Source organism: Brachybacterium huguangmaarense (genome assembly GCF_025725725.1).
Classification (GTDB): Bacteria; Actinomycetota; Actinomycetes; order Actinomycetales; family Dermabacteraceae; genus Brachybacterium; species Brachybacterium huguangmaarense.
The window spans coordinates 1,061,806-1,081,488 of sequence record NZ_CP107020.1 but is presented as its reverse complement, the minus strand read 5'-3'; the positions used below and the strand labels follow the sequence as shown (position 1 = coordinate 1,081,488).

17 protein-coding genes are annotated in these 19,683 nt (G+C 72.6%); 5 read left to right on the top strand and 12 right to left on the bottom strand.

Translation table 11 applies throughout. The features are described 5' to 3' along the window. Window positions 1-32: 32 nt before the first annotated feature. On the bottom strand, window positions 33-833 hold the full coding sequence (locus BRM3_RS04780; protein WP_263594947.1) for a hypothetical protein: 801 nt from the start codon (window positions 831-833) through the stop codon (window positions 33-35). A gap of 126 nt (window positions 834-959) precedes the next feature. Next, on the bottom strand, window positions 960-3,098 hold the full coding sequence (locus BRM3_RS04775; protein ID WP_263594946.1) for a 3-hydroxyacyl-CoA dehydrogenase NAD-binding domain-containing protein: 2,139 nt from the start codon (window positions 3,096-3,098) through the stop codon (window positions 960-962). Window positions 3,099-3,449: 351 nt separating this feature from the next. Here BRM3_RS04775 and BRM3_RS04770 point away from each other — a divergent pair, with 351 nt between their 5' ends. Continuing rightward, window positions 3,450-3,908 (top strand): hypothetical protein, encoded by a 459-nt coding sequence (locus tag BRM3_RS04770; protein ID WP_263594945.1) that lies wholly within the window; start codon window positions 3,450-3,452, stop codon window positions 3,906-3,908. A gap of 25 nt (window positions 3,909-3,933) precedes the next feature. Here the strand turns inward: BRM3_RS04770 and BRM3_RS04765 are convergent, their stop codons facing one another. The 8 genes from BRM3_RS04765 to BRM3_RS04730 form a co-directional block, all read right to left on the bottom strand. Next, the gene (locus tag BRM3_RS04765; RefSeq protein ID WP_263594944.1) at window positions 3,934-5,226 is read right to left on the bottom strand and encodes an acyl-CoA dehydrogenase family protein; all 1,293 of its coding nucleotides are present in this window, start codon (window positions 5,224-5,226) and stop codon (window positions 3,934-3,936) included. Next, window positions 5,226-6,443 carry an acetyl-CoA C-acetyltransferase gene (locus tag BRM3_RS04760; protein WP_263594943.1) on the bottom strand — a complete coding sequence of 406 codons (1,218 nt, stop codon included), beginning with the start codon at window positions 6,441-6,443 and terminating at the stop codon, window positions 5,226-5,228. Before BRM3_RS04760 ends, BRM3_RS04765 begins: the two co-directional genes overlap by 1 nt. Before the next feature lie 108 nt (window positions 6,444-6,551). Then, window positions 6,552-7,439, bottom strand: coding sequence for a universal stress protein (locus tag BRM3_RS04755; protein WP_263594942.1), 888 nt, complete (start codon window positions 7,437-7,439; stop codon window positions 6,552-6,554). Further along, entirely contained in the window at window positions 7,436-8,935 is a 1,500-nt protein-coding gene (locus BRM3_RS04750; protein WP_263594941.1) for an APC family permease, read from the bottom strand. Before BRM3_RS04750 ends, BRM3_RS04755 begins: the two co-directional genes overlap by 4 nt. A gap of 170 nt (window positions 8,936-9,105) precedes the next feature. After that, window positions 9,106-10,815, bottom strand: a complete 1,710-nt coding sequence (locus tag BRM3_RS04745; RefSeq protein ID WP_263594940.1) for an ABC transporter ATP-binding protein — start codon at window positions 10,813-10,815, stop codon at window positions 9,106-9,108. Beyond that, window positions 10,812-11,870 (bottom strand): ABC transporter permease, encoded by a 1,059-nt coding sequence (locus BRM3_RS04740; protein WP_263594939.1) that lies wholly within the window; start codon window positions 11,868-11,870, stop codon window positions 10,812-10,814. Before BRM3_RS04740 ends, BRM3_RS04745 begins: the two co-directional genes overlap by 4 nt. Before the next feature lies 1 nt (window position 11,871). Continuing rightward, complete coding sequence (locus BRM3_RS04735; RefSeq protein ID WP_396127029.1) at window positions 11,872-12,867, bottom strand: ABC transporter permease; 996 nt, start codon at window positions 12,865-12,867, stop codon at window positions 11,872-11,874. Window positions 12,868-12,968: 101 nt separating this feature from the next. Continuing rightward, entirely contained in the window at window positions 12,969-14,606 is a 1,638-nt protein-coding gene (locus tag BRM3_RS04730) for an ABC transporter substrate-binding protein (protein WP_263594938.1), read from the bottom strand. Window positions 14,607-14,794: 188 nt separating this feature from the next. Here BRM3_RS04730 and pdxH point away from each other — a divergent pair, with 188 nt between their 5' ends. From pdxH to BRM3_RS04715, 3 genes are all read left to right on the top strand, one after another. Then, window positions 14,795-15,523, top strand: a complete 729-nt coding sequence (gene pdxH / locus BRM3_RS04725) for a pyridoxamine 5'-phosphate oxidase (protein ID WP_263594937.1) — start codon at window positions 14,795-14,797, stop codon at window positions 15,521-15,523. A 179-nt stretch (window positions 15,524-15,702) separates the two neighbouring features. After that, complete coding sequence (locus BRM3_RS04720; protein WP_263594936.1) at window positions 15,703-15,933, top strand: hypothetical protein; 231 nt, start codon at window positions 15,703-15,705, stop codon at window positions 15,931-15,933. A 21-nt stretch (window positions 15,934-15,954) separates the two neighbouring features. Continuing rightward, on the top strand, window positions 15,955-16,476 hold the full coding sequence (locus tag BRM3_RS04715; protein ID WP_263594935.1) for a GNAT family N-acetyltransferase: 522 nt from the start codon (window positions 15,955-15,957) through the stop codon (window positions 16,474-16,476). Here the strand turns inward: BRM3_RS04715 and BRM3_RS04710 are convergent. After that, entirely contained in the window at window positions 16,460-17,383 is a 924-nt protein-coding gene (locus tag BRM3_RS04710) for an NADP-dependent oxidoreductase (protein WP_263594934.1), read from the bottom strand. The genes BRM3_RS04715 and BRM3_RS04710 overlap by 17 nt on opposite strands. 191 nt (window positions 17,384-17,574) lie before the next feature. Between BRM3_RS04710 and BRM3_RS04705 the strand changes: the two genes are divergently transcribed. Beyond that, window positions 17,575-18,147, top strand: a complete 573-nt coding sequence (locus BRM3_RS04705) for a hypothetical protein (protein ID WP_263594933.1) — start codon at window positions 17,575-17,577, stop codon at window positions 18,145-18,147. A 388-nt stretch (window positions 18,148-18,535) separates the two neighbouring features. On the opposite strand, the gene BRM3_RS04700 is transcribed toward BRM3_RS04705, so the two are convergent. Further along, window positions 18,536-19,681, bottom strand: a complete 1,146-nt coding sequence (locus tag BRM3_RS04700) for a bifunctional 2-methylcitrate synthase/citrate synthase (RefSeq protein ID WP_263594932.1) — start codon at window positions 19,679-19,681, stop codon at window positions 18,536-18,538. Window positions 19,682-19,683: the final 2 nt, after the last annotated feature.

Genomic DNA, 19,683 nt, shown 5'->3' with positions numbered 1-19,683 from the left:
GACGGGGCGGGTCGTGGTCGAGGAGGAGGCCGTCAGCGGCCGTCCACGTACAGGGTCGTGCCGTTCCACGGGCTCACGCCGATGAGCGCGCCGGCCCGTTCGGCGTCGGGGACCTCGATCGCGACCTGCCCGGAGCCGGTCTCGCCGTCGGCGATGCCGCCCTGGGCCCACAGCGGCCGGGGCGGCCGGACCAGCTCGTCGTCGCTGCTGAAGATGTCCATGTCGGTCTCCACGCTGACGTACAGGAGGTCGTAGGGCAGGACGAAGCTCTGCCCGCTGTAGGAGACGTCGAGGGTGACGAGCGCGTAGTGCATGCCGTCGCTCGCGGGCCGGTTGGAGGCGGCGGCCGCCGCGACCTCGGCGTCGGCCTCCCACTGCACGTCGCTCACGACGACGGAGACGGTGCCGCCGTCGTCGGTGGGCCACACCAGGGTGCTGTCGCCGACCCCGGCGGGCGCGTCCCAGGTGCCGGTGTCGGCCAGGACCGTGCCGGAGGCGTCGTGCACCTCGCCCTCCCACACGCCGTCATCGGTGTAGTCGGACTGGTCCCAGGCCATGTCGGAGCCGGCCTCGGCCCCGGCGCGCCAGAGCAGGAGGGCGACCCCGCCGGCCATGCCGAGACCGAGCACGAGGGCCGCGACGGACCCGAGCACGATGGCGATGACGGCCCCGTGGGACATCCCGGAGCGCGGCGGCGTGCCGCCCGTGCCGGCCGGGAACGGGCCCCCGGGGAAGGCTCCGCCGCCCGGGTCGGCGACGGCCCAGCTGGGGTCGGCGTCACCGACGGCGGGGCCGTACGGGTTGCGCGGAGACGAGGGATCAGGAGCGGTCATGGCGGCCTCGCAGGGACGCGGCCGGAGCGGCCGTCGCGGACGCCCTGTGCGCCGCTGGCGCGAGCGTAGCCGAGCGGCGCACGCGGCACGCGCGTCGTGACCGAATCGATGCGTTCCCGCCGGTCGTCAGCGGGTGAACGTCCCGCCGTGGAAGGTGGTGCCGGTCGCCTCGAGGCTCACCCCGGACTGGTCGAGGTAGGGGGTGAGGCCGCCGCGATGGCGCGGGAAGCCCGCGCCCAGGATCATCGCGAGGTCGATCTGCTCAGGGCCCTCGACGACGCCCTCGTCGAGCAGCAGCCGCGCCTCCTCGGCGAGCCCGTGCAGCACCCGCCCCAGGAGCTCGTCGCCCACGGGGGCGGAGGCCGCGCCGCCCGAGCCGAACGCCTCGGACACCCCCGGCGCGACCGGCGGGTGCACGTGCTCCTTCGAGCGCTGGGTGAAGCGCTCGGAGCGCTCGGCCATCGCGCTCAGGCCCGGCGAGACCGGGAAGCGGTCCTCCCCCAGCTGGTCGGCGAGCACCTTGCCGACGTGGTCGGCCACGGCGATGCCGACCAGGTCGAGCAGCTCGAGGGGGCGCATCGGCATCCCGAAGGCGTCGAGGGACTCGTCGACGACCTGGGGCGAGGCCCCGGCGTCCATCGAGGCGAGCACCTCCGACAGCACGCGGAACAGCAGCCGGTTGACGATGAAGCCGGGCGCGTCGGCGCTCTCGACGGCGAACTTGCCGCATCGCCGCGCGACCTCGCGCGCCGTCGCGAGGGTCTGCTGGTCCGTCGCCTCGGTGTGGATCACCTCGACGAGCAGCATCCGGGCGACGGGGTTGAAGAAGTGGAGGCCGACCACCCGTTCGGGATGCTCGAGGCCCTCGGCCATGGCGGCGACCGAGAGCGACGAGGTGTTGGTGACGAGCAGCGCCTCGGGTGCGAGGTGGGCCTCGAGCTCGGCGAACACGGACCGCTTGATCGACAGCACCTCGGGCACCGCCTCGAGCACGAGGTCGGCGTCGGCGAGGTCGGCCACGTCGGTGGTCGCGTCGAGCAGCGCCGCGACGGCGGTCGCGTCCTGCTCGCTCAGGCGACCGCGCGCAGCGGTCTGCGCGATCACGTCGCGGGCGTGGGCGAGGCCGCGCTGGGCGATCTCCTCGTCCAGATCCCGCATGAGGACCGGGACGCGCAGGCCCAGGGCGAGCTGCGCGGCGATCTGGGAGGCCATCAGACCCGCGCCGGCCACGCCCACCCGGCGGATCTCGCGGGCACCCTCGACCGGGGCGCGGCCGGGCTTGCCGCGGCGCAGCAGCTCGGCGGCGTAGAGGGAGCCGGCCGCGGCGTCGGAGGCGACGAGGTCGAGCAGGGCCTGCTTCTCGCGGTCGAGGGCGACATCGAGGTCGGAGCCGGGCAGCCCCTCGAGCAGGGCGATGACGCGGGCCAGGGCCGGGGCGCCCTGGGCCTCGGCGCGGCGGGCCCAGGCGCGACGCGACTCGGCCGGTCCGTGCGCGGCGTCGAGCGCGTCGAGCAGGGCGTCGGCCTGGGGAGATCCGGCGGCCGGCAGCGGCGACGGACGATCGGCCCACGCCGCTCCGCCCTCGGCCCGTTCGTCGGCCGCCGCCTGGACGAAGCCGGCGAAGGCCTCGAGCGCGACGTCGAGGTCGTCGGCGAGCTCGTCGACGAGGCCGATCTCCAGGGCCTGGGAGGCGTTCAGCTGCCGGTCGCGCGCCGGGTCCTCGAGGATCATGCGCACCGCGCTCTCGCCGCCGACCACCCCGGTGAGCAGCGTCGTGCCGCCCCAGCCGGGCAGGATGCCCAGGCTCGTCTCGGGGAGGCCGATCCGCCGCGCACCGGGGGCGGCCGTGCGCATGTCCGCCATGAGGGCGATCTCGAGGCCGCCGCCGAGGGTCGCGCCGTTGAGGTGGGCGAGGATCGGCACGGGCGCGGTGCGGACGCGCTCCTGGAGGCCGTGGGCGAGGTCGGTCATGGCGGCGATGGCGCTCGCGGCCTCGGGGTCGGCGAACATCGAGAGGTCGGCACCGGCGAGGAACACGCGGTCCGTGCCGGTCAAGGCGATCGCCTGGATCCGGCCCTTCTCGGCCCGCTCGATCGCCTCGGTGAGGGCGCGGGCGACGTTCTCGAGGGAGCGGGGGCCGAGGGTCGCGGGGCGTCGCGTCCCCTCGGGCGGTGCGACGGTGAGCACGGCGACGGTGCCGATGCCGGCCTGGTCGCGGTCCTCGGTCAGGACGCGGGTGACGTGCTCGGTGTAGGTGTCGGTCATGGCGGGGGCGCCTTCCTGGTCGTCGTCGACTCGTCCCGGGGCGACGGACCGGGCCGCACGAGCGTGCGCGGACGGGGCCCATTGTCTGATACCGGGAGTTCTAGGTACATGGTGCCGCAGGGAGGCGGGCGGGGCAAGCGACCCTTCGTGGAGCAGTCGGGGCCGTGCGGGCGGGTGGACCGTGGGGGTGTGTCCTGGTGAGGGCCGCGAGCGGCCGCGTCGAGGTGCGGCGCGCCGTCTGATCGGGGCCGGCGGGCGGCCGTACCCGAGGGGCGTGTCCTGGAGATCCCCATCCCCGCCGCCGACCACGCTCGATGGCTAGGGTGGAAGGAGTCGAGCTGGAGGTGGACCATGACGCATCCCTGGTCACCGATCGCACGCGAGCCGCGGGACGTGCCCTGGCCGTGGACCCTGCTGGAGGCGCTGCTCGGCGCCGGGGCCGTCGGCATCCTCATCGGGGCGTTCCCGCTCGGGCTCGCCGGCACGGCGATCGGCTTCGCGGTGCTGCTCATCGCCGTGATCGTGGTCGACGGGGGCGTACGGACTCACTACGCGGGCATCGGCCTCGAACGCTCGCTCCCGCAGCTCGTCGCGCTGGGCTTCATGGTCCTGCTCGTCGTCGTGCTGCTGAGCGTGCTCCCCGACATCCGCACCCCCGTGGAATCCGCGGCGGTGGTGGTCGGCGCGGCGGTGCTGCTGTTCGGCCTGCTGCGCTGGGACCAGGCCCGCCAGGTCGCGCGCGCCCGCGCCCTGGCCGCTCAGCGCGACCAGGAACCGGACGACGAGCAGCGCCTGGGCCCTCGGGACTGAAGGCTCCGGGACTGCGGGCTCCCCGTCACACGAAGGCGCCGACGCCCGTCACCCGGCGGCCGACGATGAGGGACTGCATCGTGTCGGTGCCCTCGTAGGTGTGCAGCGCCTCGATGTCGGCCATGTGGCGCACCACGTGGTTCTCGAGCAGGATCCCGCTGCCGCCCAGCAGGTCGCGCGCATCGGCGGCGACCGCGCGGGCGCCGCGCGTGTTGTGCACCTTGGCGAGCGACGCCTGCTCGGGGGTGAGCGCGCCCGCCGCCTCGAGCTCGGCGAGCCGCCTGCAGTAGAGGGCCATCGCGGTCACCGTCTGCAGCATCGTCGCGAGGCGCACCTGCACGTGCTGGGCCTTGGCGAGGGGGCGGCCGAACTGGATCCGGGTGCGGGCACGCTCGAGCGCCGCCTCGTAGCACGCGACGGCGTGCCCGAGCGCGCCCCAGGCCACGCCTGCGCGGGTCGCATGCAGCACGGTCGAGGTGTCCTTGAACGAGCGCGCCCCGGGCAGTCGCGCCCCGGGGGGCACGCGCACGTCGTGCAGGCGGATGTGCGCCTGGTGGATCGCGCGCAGCGACACCTTGCCGCGGATCACCTCGGCCTCGTACCCCTCCCGCTCCTGCTCGACCACGAAGCCCGACACCTGGCCGTCGAGCATCTCGTCGGACGGGTCCTCGACGCGCGCCCAGACCACGGTCACGTCCCCGTTCACGCCGTTGCCGATCCAGCGCTTCTGGCCGCTGAGCACCCACTCGTCGCCCTCGCGCCGTGCGCGCGTCTCGAGCGAGACGGAGTCCGATCCGTGGTCGGGCTCGGTGAGCGCGAAGGCGCCGAGCTCGCGCCCGGTCACGAGCGGCTCGGTCCACCGCTCCCGCTGCTCGGGCGAGCCCAGCAGCACGATCGAGCGCAGCGCGAGGCCGCCCTGCACGCCGATCATCGTGCCCACGGAGCCGTCGATGCGGCTCATCTCCATGTTCACGAGCCCGGCCCCCAGCGGCGACAGCGAGCGGTGCCCCGGGATCTCGAGGCCGTCGGTCAGCAGGTCCAGCTCGCCGAGCCGGACGAGCAGGTCCGTCGGGTATTCCGCCGCGTCCCAGCAGTCGTTGAGGCGCGGCAGGATCTCGGGGGCGAGCGAGCGCGCGGCGCGCCAGGCCTCGAGGTCCTCCCCCGTCACGTCCGCGAACAGGGCGTAGAAGTCGGCGGTCGGGTCCAGCAGCTCGGCGCCGGTCGTGGCGTCGGGGCGCAGCCCCGGGGCCGGCGGCGCCGTGCGTTCAGTCGACCTTGCCGGCTCCGTCGGGTCTGTCGGCTCTCTCTGGTCGGTCATCAGTTCATCCTCTCGACGATGAGGGCCATGCCCTGCCCGCCGCCGACGCACAGGGTCGCGAGACCCACGTGCTGGTCGCGCGAGCGCAGGCCGTTCAGGAGCGTGGTGATCATGCGCGCGCCGGTCGACCCCCACGGGTGGCCGAGCGCGATCGCGCCGCCGTGCACGTTGAGCTTGTCGAGCGGGATGTCGAGGTCCTCGGCGCTCGGGATCACCTGGGCGGCGAACGCCTCGTTGAGCTCGACCAGATCGATGTCGGCCATCGTGAGGTGGGCGCGCGCGAGGGCCCGACGGGTCGCCTCGACCGGCCCGAGCCCCATAATCTCGGGGCTCAGGGCGCTCACCCCGGTCGCGACGATGCGGGCGAGCGGTGGCACGCCGAGCGTCTCGGCGCGCTCGTCGGACATGATCACGAGCGCCGCGGCGCCGTCCGAGAGCGGGCAGCAGTTGCCCGCGGTGACGGTGCCGTGCTCGCGGAAGGCGGGCTGGAGCGCGGAGACCGCCTCGAGGGTGACGCCGGCGCGCGGGGAGTCGTCGGTGACGACGACGCGGCCGTCGGGCAGGGTGATGGGGACGATCTCGCGGTCGAAGAAGCCGCTCGCGACGGCCTTCTCGGCACGGTTCTGGGACCGCACGGCGTACTCGTCCTGGGCCGCGCGCGACACCTGCCGCACCTCGGCGACGTTCTCGGCGGTCTGCCCCATGACGATGTACGGATCGGGCACGCGGCCGTCGTCGCGCGGGTCGTGCCACGGGGTGGGTTCGAGCTCGTGGGCGCGGCGCTCGGTGCGCTCCATCGCCTCGGCGAAGTACGGGTCGCGGGCGTCGTCGTCGAGCAGCCGCCCGCTCGAGAAGCTGATCGACTCGACGCCCGCGGAGACGATCACGTCGGCCTCGCCGGCGCGGATCGCGTGGAAGGCGGAGCGGGTGGTCTCGAGGCTCGACGCGCAGAAGCGGGTCACGGTCGCGCCCGGCACGGTGTCGAGCCCGAGCCGCACCGCGACCGTGCGCGCGAGGTTGCCTCCCTGGTGTCCCTCGGGGATCGCGCAGCCGAGCTGCAGGTCGTCGATCTCGCGCGGGTCGAGGGCGGGCACCCGGTCGAGGGCGGCCCGGACGGTCTGCGCGGCGAGCTCGTCCGGGCGGATCGAGGCGAGCGATCCCTTGCGGGCGCGGCCGATGGGCGAACGGACGGCGGCGACAATGACGGCCTCGGGCAACTCTGCCTCCTGGATGCGATCCTTCAGGTTCCTGATACCGAGCGTACTAGCAACCGCCGCCCAGTATTACGCACCCGTAGGTTCGCGTCCAGAGCCCCGTCCCGGCCCTCAGGGCCGCGGCAGGATCATCACCGGCAGCGGCGAGGTGCGCAGGATGCGCGAGCCCGTCGACCCGAGGAAGACCTGCGCCAGCCCGCCGTGGGAGCTCGAGCCGACGACGGCCACGTCCCCCGTGCGCCACGGGTACGAGCCCACGGCCTCGGACCAGCGATCCCCGTTGAGCACGCCGTGGCGTCCGATCTCGAGGTCCGGCGCACGGTCGTGGAGCGAGGCGGCCAGGGCCTTCTGCGCGTCGCGCGCGAGCTGGGTCCAGTGCTCGTAGACCTCGGCGTCCGTGAAGGCCGACATGGCAGTGCGGGCGGTGCCGCGCACGGCGAACGAGACGATGTCCACGCTCGCGCCGAGCCAGTCGGCGGTGCGGGCGACCTCGCGCGCGAGCGGCCCGGGCGCGGGCCCCGGCCCGATGGCGACGACGAGCCGCCGCACGGGCTCGCCGTCGGGCGTGTAGCCGCTCGGGGCGAGACCGACCGGGATGCGCGCGCTGTGCACGAGCCGGTCGCTCGTCGTGCCGAGCCCGATGCGGCCGAACGCACCGCTCGAGGCCGAGCCCACGACGAGCAGACGTGCCCCGCGGTCGCGGCCCTCGCGCTCGAGGGCGTCGGGCACCGAGCGCGACGTGCGCACGACCTCCTCGACCTCGACGCCGTCGGGGAGCGCGCGGCGCGACTCGGCGAGCGCGCGCGAGGCCATGCCCGTCAGCTCGCGCCGCCAGTCGTCGTCGATCCCGTTGAAGTCGCGCAGGGCGGGCGAGGCGAAGGAGTCGTAGATGACGCAGCACAGCACGACCGCCTCGCCCGTCGTGCGGGCGAGCTGGCCGGCGAAGCGCACGCCGCCGGCGCTGCGGGTGTCGGGGCCGAAGCCGACCACGATGCTCACGGCGTCTCCTCCAGCTCGTCGGCGGCCGGGGCGGGCTCGCCCGCGGCGACCGCGCGGCCCACGCGCGAGTGGCGGTAGCCGTAGATGCCGTAGATCACGAGGCCGATCGCGAGCCACACCAGGAAGCGCAGCCAGGTCTCGACGGCGAGGCTCGCCATGAGGGCCAGGCAGGCCAGCACCGACACGATCGGCAGCACGGGCACGAGCGGGGTGCGGAAGGGGCGCTTCATGTCGGGATCGGTGCGCCGCAGCACGACCACGGCGATCGACACCACGACGAAGGCGAACAGGGTGCCGATGCTGACCATCTCCGAGAGCACCGAGATGGGCACGAAGCCGGCCAGGATCACCACGGCGGCGACGGTCAGCGCGGTGATCAGCATGGGCGTGCCCCAGCGCGGGTGCACGCGGGCGAACACGCCGGGGATCAGGCCGTCGCGGGCGAGCGCGAAGCCGATGCGGCCCATCGCGACGATGTCCACGAGGATCACGGAGCTGAGCCCGGCGACCGCGGCGATGCCCACCAGGATCCCGGCCCAGCCGAGGCCGACCTGGGAGAACACGTCGGCCACGGCGTCGCCCTCGTTGAGCTGGGAGTAGTGGACCATGCCGGTGATGACGAGGCAGACGCCCACGTACAGCAGGGTGCAGATGGCGAGGGTCCCGAGCAGGCCGCGCGGCATGTCGCGCGCGGGCTTCTCGGTCTCCTCGCCGAGGTTGGCGACCGCCTCGAAGCCCGAGTACGCGAAGAACACGACGGCCGCCGCGACGAGCACGCCCGCGAAGCCGAACTCGGTGGGCTGGATGCCCGAGAGCGCCTGCCACAGCGGCGCGGCGAGCCCGCTGTGCGCCGACTCGGGCTTCTGGGCCGGCGGGATGAAGGGCACGAGGTTGGAGCTCTTGACGTAGAACGCGCCGACGGCGATCACGAAGACGCACACGACGACCTTGATGATGACGAGCCCGTTGGTGACCCACTTGGACTCGCGGATGCCGCGGATCGCGACGCCGCCCAGCAGCAGCGCGATGAAGATCGCGCCGAGGTTGACGATCGAGCCGTCCTCGGAGAACCAGGCCGACGGCAGGTCGAACACGCCCGCGATGTAGCCGGACCAGCCGCGCGCGACCACGGCCGCGCCGAGCGCGAACTCGAGGATCAGGTCCCACGCGATGATCCACGCGAAGATCTCGCCGATCGTCGAGTAGGCGTAGGTGTACGAGCTGCCGGCCGTGGGCACCGCCGAGGCGAGCTCGGCGTAGCACAGGGCCGCGAGCAGGGCCACGGCCCCCGCGATGAGGAACGAGATGACGACGCCGGGGCCGGCGTTCTCCTTGGCCTGGAGACCGGTCAGGGTGAAGATGCCGGTGCCGATCACGATCCCGATGCCGAAGCCGATCAGATCGCGGGCCCGCAGGTTCTTGCGGAGGTGCTCGCTGCCCTCGTCGTCATCCTGACGGATGACCGTCTCGATGCTCTTGCGCCGCAGGACGCTCATGGCGACTCCTCTCCGGGGGTGCGCACGCCGTCGGCGCACGTCGGGCCCTCCGCTCGAGCGGCACCGGTTCCCCGGGTCGCCGCCCCAGAGTGGTCCCCTCGGGCTCCGGCGTCAATGGGGCTCCCAGCTCACCGTTACCGGATCGTGACCTGCGGGCAGCCTCGCGGACCTCAGCTCGCGCGCCGTCCCCAGCTCTCCCGGAAGGCACGACGACGCTCGGCCTGCTCGACCGGGTCCGGCACCGGCAGCGAGGCGATGAGCTTGCGCGTGTATGCATGCTGCGGGTTCTGCAGCACGTCGGGGCCGTGGCCGGACTCCACGAGCTCGCCGCGGAACAGGACGCCGATCCGATGCGCGAGGGAGTCCACCACGGCGAGGTCGTGGCTGATGAACAGGGCCGCGAAGCCCAGGCGCGACTGCAGCTGCCGGAACAGCGCGAGCACGGTGGCCTGGACGGACACGTCGAGCGCGCTCGTCGGCTCGTCGGCGATCAGGAGGGCGGGGTCCAGCACGAGCGCGCGGGCGAGCGAGACCCGCTGGCGCTGCCCGCCCGACAGCTCGTGCGGATAGCGTCCCGCGTACGAGCCGGGCAGCTCGACGGCGTCGAGGAGCGCCCGCACCCGGTCCCGGCGCTCCGTGGTCGGGAGCCCCTTCTCGTGCACGACGAGGGGCTCGGCGATGCACTCCTGGATCGTCAGATGCGGGTTGAAGCTCGTCGCCGGGTCCTGGAACACGAAGCCGATGCTCTTGCGGGCGGGGCGGAACGCGCGCTCCCGGACGCCGTTCATCTCGTGCCCGAGCACGCGCAGGCTGCCGCCCGTGACCCGCTCGAGCCCCGCGATGGCGCGGCCGATCGTCGTCTTGCCGGAGCCCGACTCGCCCACGAGCCCGTAGACCTCGCCGGCGCGGATCGTGAGGTCGACGCCCGTGACGGCGCGGAAGGGCGCGCGCCCCAGGCGCCCGGGGTACTCGATCACGAGATCCCGGGCCTCGACGACGGGCTCGGCCGTGCCGAGCGCGTCGCGCTCGGGCTCCGAGAGCGCCGTCCACGCCGAGTCGCGGCCCAGATGCGGCACGGCGCCGAGCAGGGCGCGTGTGTACTCCTCGCGGGGGTGGGCGAACAGCTCGTGCACCTCGGCGCGCTCGATCACGCGCCCGCGGTACATGACGGCGACCTCGTCGGCGAGGTCCGCGACGACGCCCATGTTGTGCGTGATGACGATGATCGACGTGCCGAAGCGGTCCCGCACGTCGCGCAGCAGCTCGAGGATCTCCGCCTGCACGGTGACGTCGAGAGCCGTCGTGGGCTCGTCGGCGACGATCAGCTCCGCGCCGAGGGCGAGGGCCATGGCGATCATGATCCGCTGCTTCTGGCCCCCGGAGAACTCGTGCGGGAAGCGGTCGATGCGCTCGGCCGCGTCCGGGATGCCGACCGACTCGAGCGCCTCGATCGTGCGCGCGCGGATCTGCTTGCGGGAGATCCGGGGCTCGTGCGCGCGCAGGCCCTCCCCCATCTGCCACCAGATCGGGAACACCGGGTTCAGCGCGCTCGAGGGCTCCTGGAAGACCATCGACACGTCCTCGCCGCGCAGCGCCCGCAGCCGGGACCCGGACAGCCCCACCACGTCGGTGCCGGAGACGAGCACGGCGCCCGACGCGGTCGCGGTCTCGGGCAGCAGCCCCAGGATCGATCGTGCCGTCACGGACTTGCCCGAGCCGGACTCGCCGACGAGGGCGAGGATCCGCCCGGGCGCGACCTCGAAGCTCACGCCGTCGACGGCGTGCACGTCGCCGCCGTCGGTCGCGAAGGTGACGTCGAGCCCGCGGATCGACAGGCGCGGCACGCCGACCTGCTCGGGCGCGGTCGAGGGCTCGGTCATGCGCGTGCCTCCTCGGCATCGGGGCCCACGGCGGGCCGCACGGCGCGGCGCCGTCGTCGGGTGCGCAGGCGCGGGTCGTTCAGGTCGTTGACGGACTCGCCCACGAGGGTCACCCCGAGCACGGCCAGCACGATCGCGAGGCCCGGGAACAGGCCCGTCCACCAGATGCCCGACGTCGCGTCGGCCATGGCCCGGTTGAGGTCGTAGCCCCACTCCGAGGCCGTCGTCGGCTCGATGCCGAAGCCGAGGAAGCCGAGCCCGGCGAGCGTGAGGATCGCCTCGGAGCAGTTCAGCGTGAAGATCAGCGGGAGGGTGCGGGTCGCGTTCCGCAGCAGGTGCGTGCCCATGATGCGCACGTGGCCCGTGCCGACCACCTTGGCGGCCTCCACGAAGGGCTCGGCCTTCAGGCGCACGACCTCCGCGCGGATCACCCGGAAGTACTGCGGCACGAACACGACGGTGATCGAGATCGCCGCGGCGAGGATGCCGCCCCACATGCTCGACTGGCCGCGCGTGATCGCGATCGACATGACGATCGCGAGCAGCAGCGAGGGGAAGGCGTACACGGCATCGGCCAGCATGACGAGGACCCGGTCGAGCCAGCCGCCGACGTAGCCGGAGAGGAGGCCGAGCGCGACGCCCACGAAGATCGAGGCGACGACGGCGCACGCCATCACCAGGACCGCGGTGCGGGTGCCCCAGATGACGCGGGAGAGCACGTCGAAGCCCGACACGGTCGTGCCCAGCAGGTGTCCCGGGGTGCCGGGCGGGAGCTGGGTCCCGAAGGAGGCGCCGTCGGCGCTCGTGGCGCCGTACGAGTACGGGGCCACGAGCGGGGCCAGCAGGGCCGTCAGCAGGAGCCCGACGACGAGCACGAGGCCGACCACGAGCATGAGGCGCTGGAGGCCGACGCTCCGGCGCAGGTGGCTGACGATCGGCAGACGCAGGTACCAGGGCCGGCGGGCCTGGTCGACGGCCTGGGCGCCCTCGGCCTCGAGGCCGAGGTCGCGCGCGCCGTTCTCCTCGCCCGGGGGCAGGGGGTTCGAGAGGGTCATCTCAGTACCTCACGCGGGGGTCGATGAGCGCGGCGATCACGTCGACGAGGAAGTTGGAGATCGCGACGATCACGGCGAGCAGCATGACGATGCCCTGCACGGCCACGTAGTCGCGGGCCTGCATGTACTGGGCCAGCATGTAGCCCAGGCCCTTCCACTCGAACGTGGTCTCGGTCAGGACGGCGCCGCCCAGCATCATCGCGATCTGCATCCCCATCACGGTCACGATCGGGATCAGGGCGGGCCGCAGCGCGTGCCGCGTCACCAGGCGCGGCTCCGGGACGCCGCGGGAGCGGGCCGAGTCCACGTAGGGCATCTCGAGGGTGCCGATCAGGTTGGTGCGGACCAGGCGCAGGAACACGCCGCCCGTGAGCAGGCCGAGCGCGATCGCAGGCAGCACGGCATGGCTCAGCACGTCCCCGATGAGGGCCCCGTCGCCCAGGCGCACCGCGTCGAGCAGGTAGAACGGCGAGGGGTTGGTGATCCGCCCCATCGTCAGCTCGCCGCGGCTCGAGATGCGGCCCGCGACGGGGAGCCATCCCAGCTGCACCGAGAACACGAGCTTGAGCAGCAGGCCGACGAAGAACACCGGCGTCGCGTAGCCGAGGATCGCGAGGATCCGCAGCAGCGCGTCGGGCCAGCGGTCGCGGAAGCGCGCGGCCAGCATGCCCAGCGGCACGCCGAGCACGAGGGCCACGACGACCGCGTAGAGGACGAGCTCGGCGGTCGCCGAGCCGTACGTGACGAGCAGCTGCGTGATCGGCGTGTGGTCGGTGTAGGTCTCCCCGAAGTCCCCGCGCACCACGCGCCCGAGGTATTCGAGGTACTGCACGATCAGGGGCCGGTCGTACCCCGCCTCGGCCCGGCGCCGGGCCAGCTCCGCCGGGGTCAGGCGGCCGCCCTGGGCGGCCGTGATCGGGTCGCCCGTGATGCGCATCAGGAAGAACACGACGGTCATGAGGATGAAGACCGTCGGGATGATCAGGAGGAAGCGCACCAGGACGTACCGTCCCAGTCCCCCGCCCCGGCCTCGCGCGCGCGGAGCGGGGCCGGAGGCGCCGCCCGGAGCGGCCGGTGCCTCCGGCGCAGTCGCGGTGCTCACTTCGACAGCGGCACGTAGCGGAACTTGAAGGACGAGTCCAGGGTCACGCCCTGCAGGTCCGCGCCCGAGACCGCGATCTGGGAGCCCTGGAGCAGCGGGATCGTGGAGACGGCCGTCGAGACGATGTCCTGGATCTGCTGGAACAGCGCCTCGCGGGCCGCGGGGTCCTCGGTCGAGCGCTGCTGGGCCACCAGCTGGTCGACCTGCGGGTCCGCGTAGTGGTTGGCGAGGAAGTTGTCCGTGATGAAGAACGGCGAGAGGTAGTTGTCGGCGTCGGAGTAGTCCGGGAACCAGCCGAGCTGGTAGGCGGGGTAGACGTCGCTCGTGCGGTCCTTGGAGTACTGGACCCACTCCGTGGACTGCAGGTCGACCTGGAACAGCCCGTCGGCCTCGAGCTGGGACTTCACGGCCGCGTACTCGTCGCCCGAGGACTCGCCGTAGTGGTCCGGGTTGTACTGCAGCGACAGCTTGACCGGGACCGCGACGCCCGCCGCGTCCAGGCGGGACTTCGCCGTGGCGGCGTCGGGTCCGCCCTGGCCGTCGCCGTAGTCGTCCTTGAACTGGGTGCCGGCGCCGGGCAGGCCGTCGGGGATGTAGCCGAACAGCGGGGTGTAGGTGTCCTTGTAGACGTCCTTGGCGATCGCGGCGCGGTCGATCAGGTCGGCCGCGGCCTGGCGCACCGCCTGCGCCTTCGCGGGATCCGCCTCGGCGGTCTTCGCCCCGTAGGGCATCGTGTCGAAGTTGAAGACGATGTAGCGGATCTCGCCGCCCGGGCCGTCGTGCACGGTGACCTTGCCGTCCTTCTTGAGCGACTCGACGTCGGTCGCCGACAGGGAGCGGTAGACGACGTCGACGTTGCCCTGCTGCACGTCGAGCTTCATGTTGTTGGCGTCGGCGTAGTAGGTCGTCGAGATGCTCGGCGTCTTCGGCGCGCCGTACAGGCCCTTGTAGCCGTCGAAGGCCTCGTAGGAGACGAGCTCGTTGAGCTTGAACGACGCGATCTGGTACGGCCCGCTGAAGGCCTTGGCCTTGACGATGTCGGCGTCGGGGAGGATCGCGTCGGCGGGGAAGACGCTCGCGTCGACGATGGGGCCGGCGGGGCTCGACAGGACGTAGGGGAAGGTCTGGTCCTTGCCCTCCTTGAGGTGGAAGACGGCCGTCGAGTCGTCGACGGCCTCGACCGAGTCGAGGTTCGCGAGCAGGCTCGAGGGGCCGTTGGGGTCCGCGATCGCGAGCTGGCGGTCGAACGTGTGCTTGACGTCCTTGGCGGTGATGGGGTTGCCGTTGGCGAAGGTCAGGCCGTCCTTGAGGGTCACCGTGTACTCGGCGTCGCCCGTGAACTCGGCCGTGTCGGCGAGGTCGGGCTTGGGCACGCCGTCCGTCGAGCCGATCTCGGTGTTGAGCAGGTACCCGTAGCACTGGGTCCAGACCATCGACGAGCCGTTGTCGTAGGCGCCCGCGGGATCCAGCGCGGTCACCTTGTCGGTCGTGCCGGCCGTGAGGCCGTCGCCCGAGCCGCCGCCGTCGCTCCCGCCGTCCTCCGAGGTCTGGGCGCATGCGGTCAGCAGGACGGGGAGCCCGGCCAGCGACAGCAGGACCGTGCGGCGGCGAGGGGTGAAGGCGGCGTCGAACATGAGGGACCTCTCGGTGGGATGCGGTTCCCGCCGACGGCGGGTCGGACCTCCACGAGGCCCGATCGGGTTGCCGGGAAGGTAGCACCGGCCCTCAGCCCTCCGTGGGGGTTCCGAGGAGCACCTGCGATGTGTGGCCGAACCGTGACCTGCGACATACGCGTCCCGCCGTCCCGCCCTACGATCGGGCCATGACGAGCACACCCGCCGAGGAGGAGTCCCGGCGTCGACGGCGCCTCGCGGCCGAACGCATCGACTACGGGGCGGGGGCGCTCGCGGACGAGGCGATCGCCGCGGCGGCCGACGCCGAGGGGCCCTCCCCCTTCCCCCTGTTCTCGCGCTGGCTCGAGGAGGCGTTCGCGCGCCGCGACGAAGTGGGCGACCTGCCCGAGCCGAGCGCCGTCGTGCTCTCGACGGTCGACCTGACGGGCGACGTGCCGCGCCCGCGATCGCGCACGGTGCTCATGAAGGCGTGGGACGAGCGCGGCGTCGTGGTCTACACGAACAAGGACTCCGCCAAGGGCCGCGAGCTCGCGGCCGACGCGTGGGCGAGCGTGCTGCTGCCGTGGTACCCGCTCCAGCGTCAGGTGCGGATCGACGGGCGCGTCGAGGACGCGTCCGCCGCCGAGGCCGACGCGTACTGGGACTCGCGGCCCCGGGCCTCGCAGCTCGGCGCATGGGCCTCGGACCAGTCGCGTCCCGTCGCCTCGCGGGCGGCGCTGGACGCGCGCTACGCCGAGGCCGAGGCGCGCTTCGCCTCCGACGCGCCGATCCCCCGGCCGCCGCACTGGGGCGGCTATCGCCTCGTGCCCGACCGGGTGGAGTTCTGGCAGGGGCGCCACGGGCGCCTGCACGACCGCATCGTGTTCGAGCGGGAGGCCGAGCAGGGCGCGTGGCGGGTCGTGCGCCTGCAGCCGTAGGCGGTCGCACCCGCGACGGCACGGATCCACCCGGGGGTGGAGGCGCTCACGTCGGCAGGGGGACGCAGGGCGGCGGCCCGAGGCCGGATCGTGGAGTCATCAGCGCACGAGGCACGGGCACAGGGGCCGCACAGGTCCCGGCGACCCGCGCTCACAACCCCGAGAGGGAGGCTCCCGCCATGACCACCACCACCGCCCCCATCGTCTACCGTCCGCTCGATGAGTCCCTCGGCGATCCCGAGGCCCTCGCCCGGCTCCGCGCGATCCGCGCCGAGCGCACCGCCGCCCACGAGCACGAGCTCGCCCTCGTCGAGGCGGCGGACGCCCGCGCCCGCGCCCGCCGGGCCCACCGCACAGCCGGGCGCCATCAGCGGCCGCGCCGCGGCGTGCTCGCCCCGCTGCCCGCGTGAGGCACCTGCGATGATCGAGCGATGACCGCACGCTTCACGATCGACCTGCCCGTGCTCGCCGACGCGCCCGCGCTCGCGGCGGTGCACGTGCAGGCGTGGCGCGAGGCCTATGCGGGTCTCCTGCCCGCGACCTTCTTCGACGAGGCCGCCCGTGAGCGCCGCGAGCAGATGTGGACGGCGACGCTGTCCACGTCGAGCCCCGCGACGATCCGGGAGCGCCTGCGCATCGCGCGCGACGCGCGCGGCACCGCGGCGGGGTTCCTGCTGGTCGGCGACGCCCGCGACGACGACGCGCCGGTCCCGCTCGAGCTGCAGGCGCTCAACCTCGCGACCGCGCTGTACGGCAGCGGGGCCGCCCGGGCACTCGTGACCGAGCTGCTGGGCGACCGCGCCGCCTACCTGTGGGTGGCCGATCCCAATCCGCGCGCCCAGCGCTTCTACGCCAAGGTCGGCTTCGTGCCCGACGGCGCCGAGAAGCGCGATCCGGGCCTCGAGGACCTGCGCGAGATCCGGATGACGCGCCTCGTCACGAGCCGATCGTGATCGCGATCTTGCCGCTCGTGTGGCCCTCCATGCTGGCGCGGAACGCCTCGGCGGCCTGGGCGAGGGGGAAGGATCGCGCGACGTCGACGCGCAGCCTCCCGTTCTCGACCAGCTCGGCGAGGGCGGTGAGGTCCGCGGCATCGGGCCGGACCCACAGGTAGGTGCCGCCCGCGGCCTCGACCTGCGGATCGGCGATCGAGGCGTGCCGGCCGCCGTCGGCGAGCACGGCGAGCGTCGTCTCCAGGACGCCGCCCACGTAGTCGACGACGACGTCGACGCCCGCGGGGGCGAGGGCGCGCACCCGGTCCGCGAGACCGTCGCCGTAGGCCACCGGCTCGGCCCCGAGCCCGCGCACGCGGTCGTGATGGTGCGGGGAGGCGGTGCCGATCACCCGGGCCCCAAGGGCCGCGGCGATCTGCACGGCGAAGCCTCCGACGCCGCCGTTCGCGCCGTGCACGAGGACGGTGCTCCCCTCGCCGACGCCGAGGCGGGTGAGGCTCTGGTACGCGGTGAGACCCGCGAGCGGGAGCGCGGCCGCCTGCTCCCAGCCGAGCGACGCCGGCTTGCGGGCGAGGGTGCGCACGGGGACCGTCATGCGCTCGGCGAAGGATCCCTGCTCGACCCAGTCCTTGCGGCCGTAGGCCATGACCTCGTCGCCCTCGGCGACCTCCGTGACGTCCAGCCCGACGGCCTCCACGACCCCGGCCACGTCCCAGCCGGGGATCGCCGGGAAGTGCACGGTCATCAGGGGGTCGAGGCCGCCGGCCACGATCTTCCAGTCCACGGGGTTCACGCCCGCCGCGCGCACGGCCAGGCGCACCTCCCCGGGGCCGACCTTCGGCTCCGCGACCTCGTCGAGGGTGAGGACGTCGGGGTCTCCATAGCTGCTGTAGGTGATCGCCTTCATACCTGCTGCGAACGACCGTGCGGGCTTCGGTATTCCGGCCGGTGCCGCGGCCGGGGACGGCTGAGGACGCAGATCGAGCGACGAGTGGCCGATCGATGCGTTCTGAAGAGGGAGTTGCTTGACGAGCCCCGCATGACGGCACACCATCAGTGGACTAGAGCACAGCGGAGCCGAAGTCAAAGGTGGCGGTCATGGATGATCTCAGTTCGACGCAAATGGGAGAGGCTTCCGAAAACGGAACGAGGAGGTACTCTATAGCGCGGGCGATGGCGGCGGCACTGGCGGTCGCCGCCCTAGCATTCACGCCGAGTATGGCGAGCGCCGAGAATGGGGCTCGCACGGATGACGACGACACGCGTGTGACCTCTGTCGAAGGCACGGCTTCCGAAGATGGGGCGGGCCCTTCGGTCCAGTCCGTCCACCTTTACGTGAGCCACGCCGAATACCCACATAAGTCAGGCGCGTATGTGTCCGGCCACGGATTTTGGTCAACGACCGACGCAAAGTTGAAGAGCAAGAAGGCTCACGTGAAGACTTGGCTACAGATGCGCAACTCGAGCGGGAAATGGGTGACTATAATACAAGGAACAACCGTTGACGTCTACCCAGGCAGCGGAAAGGGGAAGCGTGGGGTCGCAAAGATAGCTTGCAAGTCCACGGGGTCCCGATACTGGAGAACAATTACTGATGTAGATATAGACGGCATGGTCGATACGGCCGATAAGGCATACAGCAAGGAAGTTTCATTGCCTTGCACCGCATAAGGAGGAGTTGCGGATGGTCGTAATGCGGATTGAATGCGACAATGAAGTTTTTGATATCGCCAACGGCGGCCCGGCACAATATCATTACACGTGGATTTCCGGACCCCACGAAGGATATGGGTTCAGTACCGCTAGCAACAGTAACACGCCGTTGACTCCTGAGGACCATCGGAGGGCCATTCGGGAGTTTCTAGCTCAGATCGACCCGGATACGGGATATATCGAAGACTAATTCAGCTCAACAGATCGCACGCGCCTCCCAGAGGGGAGGCGGGTGGACGCGCTGGATAGGTGTGGGCTCCGCCGACGAGCCCGCCAACGTAGCTCTTACCTCGCCGCAGGGAACTCGCGGTCTGTGCGCTCGAGACGCTTCCTACCGCCTGGACGGTCAGGCGCGCGCTCCGCGTCCCTCCGGCACCTCGCGCCGGGCGGGGCCGTCGTACGCGGACAGCGGTCTGATCAGCGCGTTCGAGCGCAGCTGCTCCATGATGTGCGCGGTCCAGCCGGTGACCCGACTCGCGACGAAGACGGGCGTGAAGACCTCGGTGTCGAAGCCGAGCAGGTGGTAGGCCGGCCCGCTCGGGAAGTCGAGGTTGGGCTTGATGCCGGTGGCCTCGTCCATCGCGCGCTCGAGCTCGTCGTACAGCGCGGTCACGTCGTCGCGGCTCCGCTCGGCGACGAGCCGGTCGAGCGCGGCCCGCATGGTCGGGACCCGGGAGTCGCCGTTCTTGTAGACCCGGTGCCCGAAGCCCATCACGAGGCGCTTGGCGGCGAGGGCCTCGCCGAGCCAGGCCCGCGCCCGGCTCGCGTCCCCGATCTCGTCGAACATGTGCAGCACGGCCTCGTTCGCCCCGCCGTGCAGGGGCCCCTTGAGGGCGCCGATGCCCGCGACCACCGCCGAGTAGAGGTCCGACAGGGTCGAGGTGACCACGCGCGCCGTGAACGTCGACGCGTTGAAGGAGTGCTCGGCGTACAGGGTCATCGACTGATCGAAGACGTCGGCCTCGACGTCGCTCGGCTCCCGCCCGTGCGTCATCCACAGGACGTTGCGCGAGTAGCCGAGGTCCTCGCGCGGGGCGATCGGCTCGAGGCCCCGCCGTCGCCGCTGGTCGTAGGCGACCATCGCGGGCAGCACGGCGAACAGGCGCAGCGCCTTGGCCTGGTTGGCGGTCTCGGAGGCGTCCGCCGCCTCGGGGTCGAGGGTGCCGTAGGCCGAGACGGCGGTGCGCAGCACGTCCATCGGGTGCGCGGCGGGCGGCATCGCGTCGATGATCGTGCGCACGGCGGGCGGCAGCGCCCGCTGGGAGCGCTCGGCGGCCGTGAACGCCGCGAGCTGCTCGTCGTCGGGCAGCTCGCCGTGCCACAGCAGGTAGGCGACCTCCTCGAAGCTGCAGCGGGCTGCGAGGTCCTGCACGGGGTAGCCGCGGTAGAGCAGGGTGCTCGTGGCGGGATCGACCTGGGAGATCGCGGTGCGGTCGACGACGACGCCGGTCAGGCCCTTGCGGATCTCCGGGCCGGTGGGGGTCTCGCTCATGG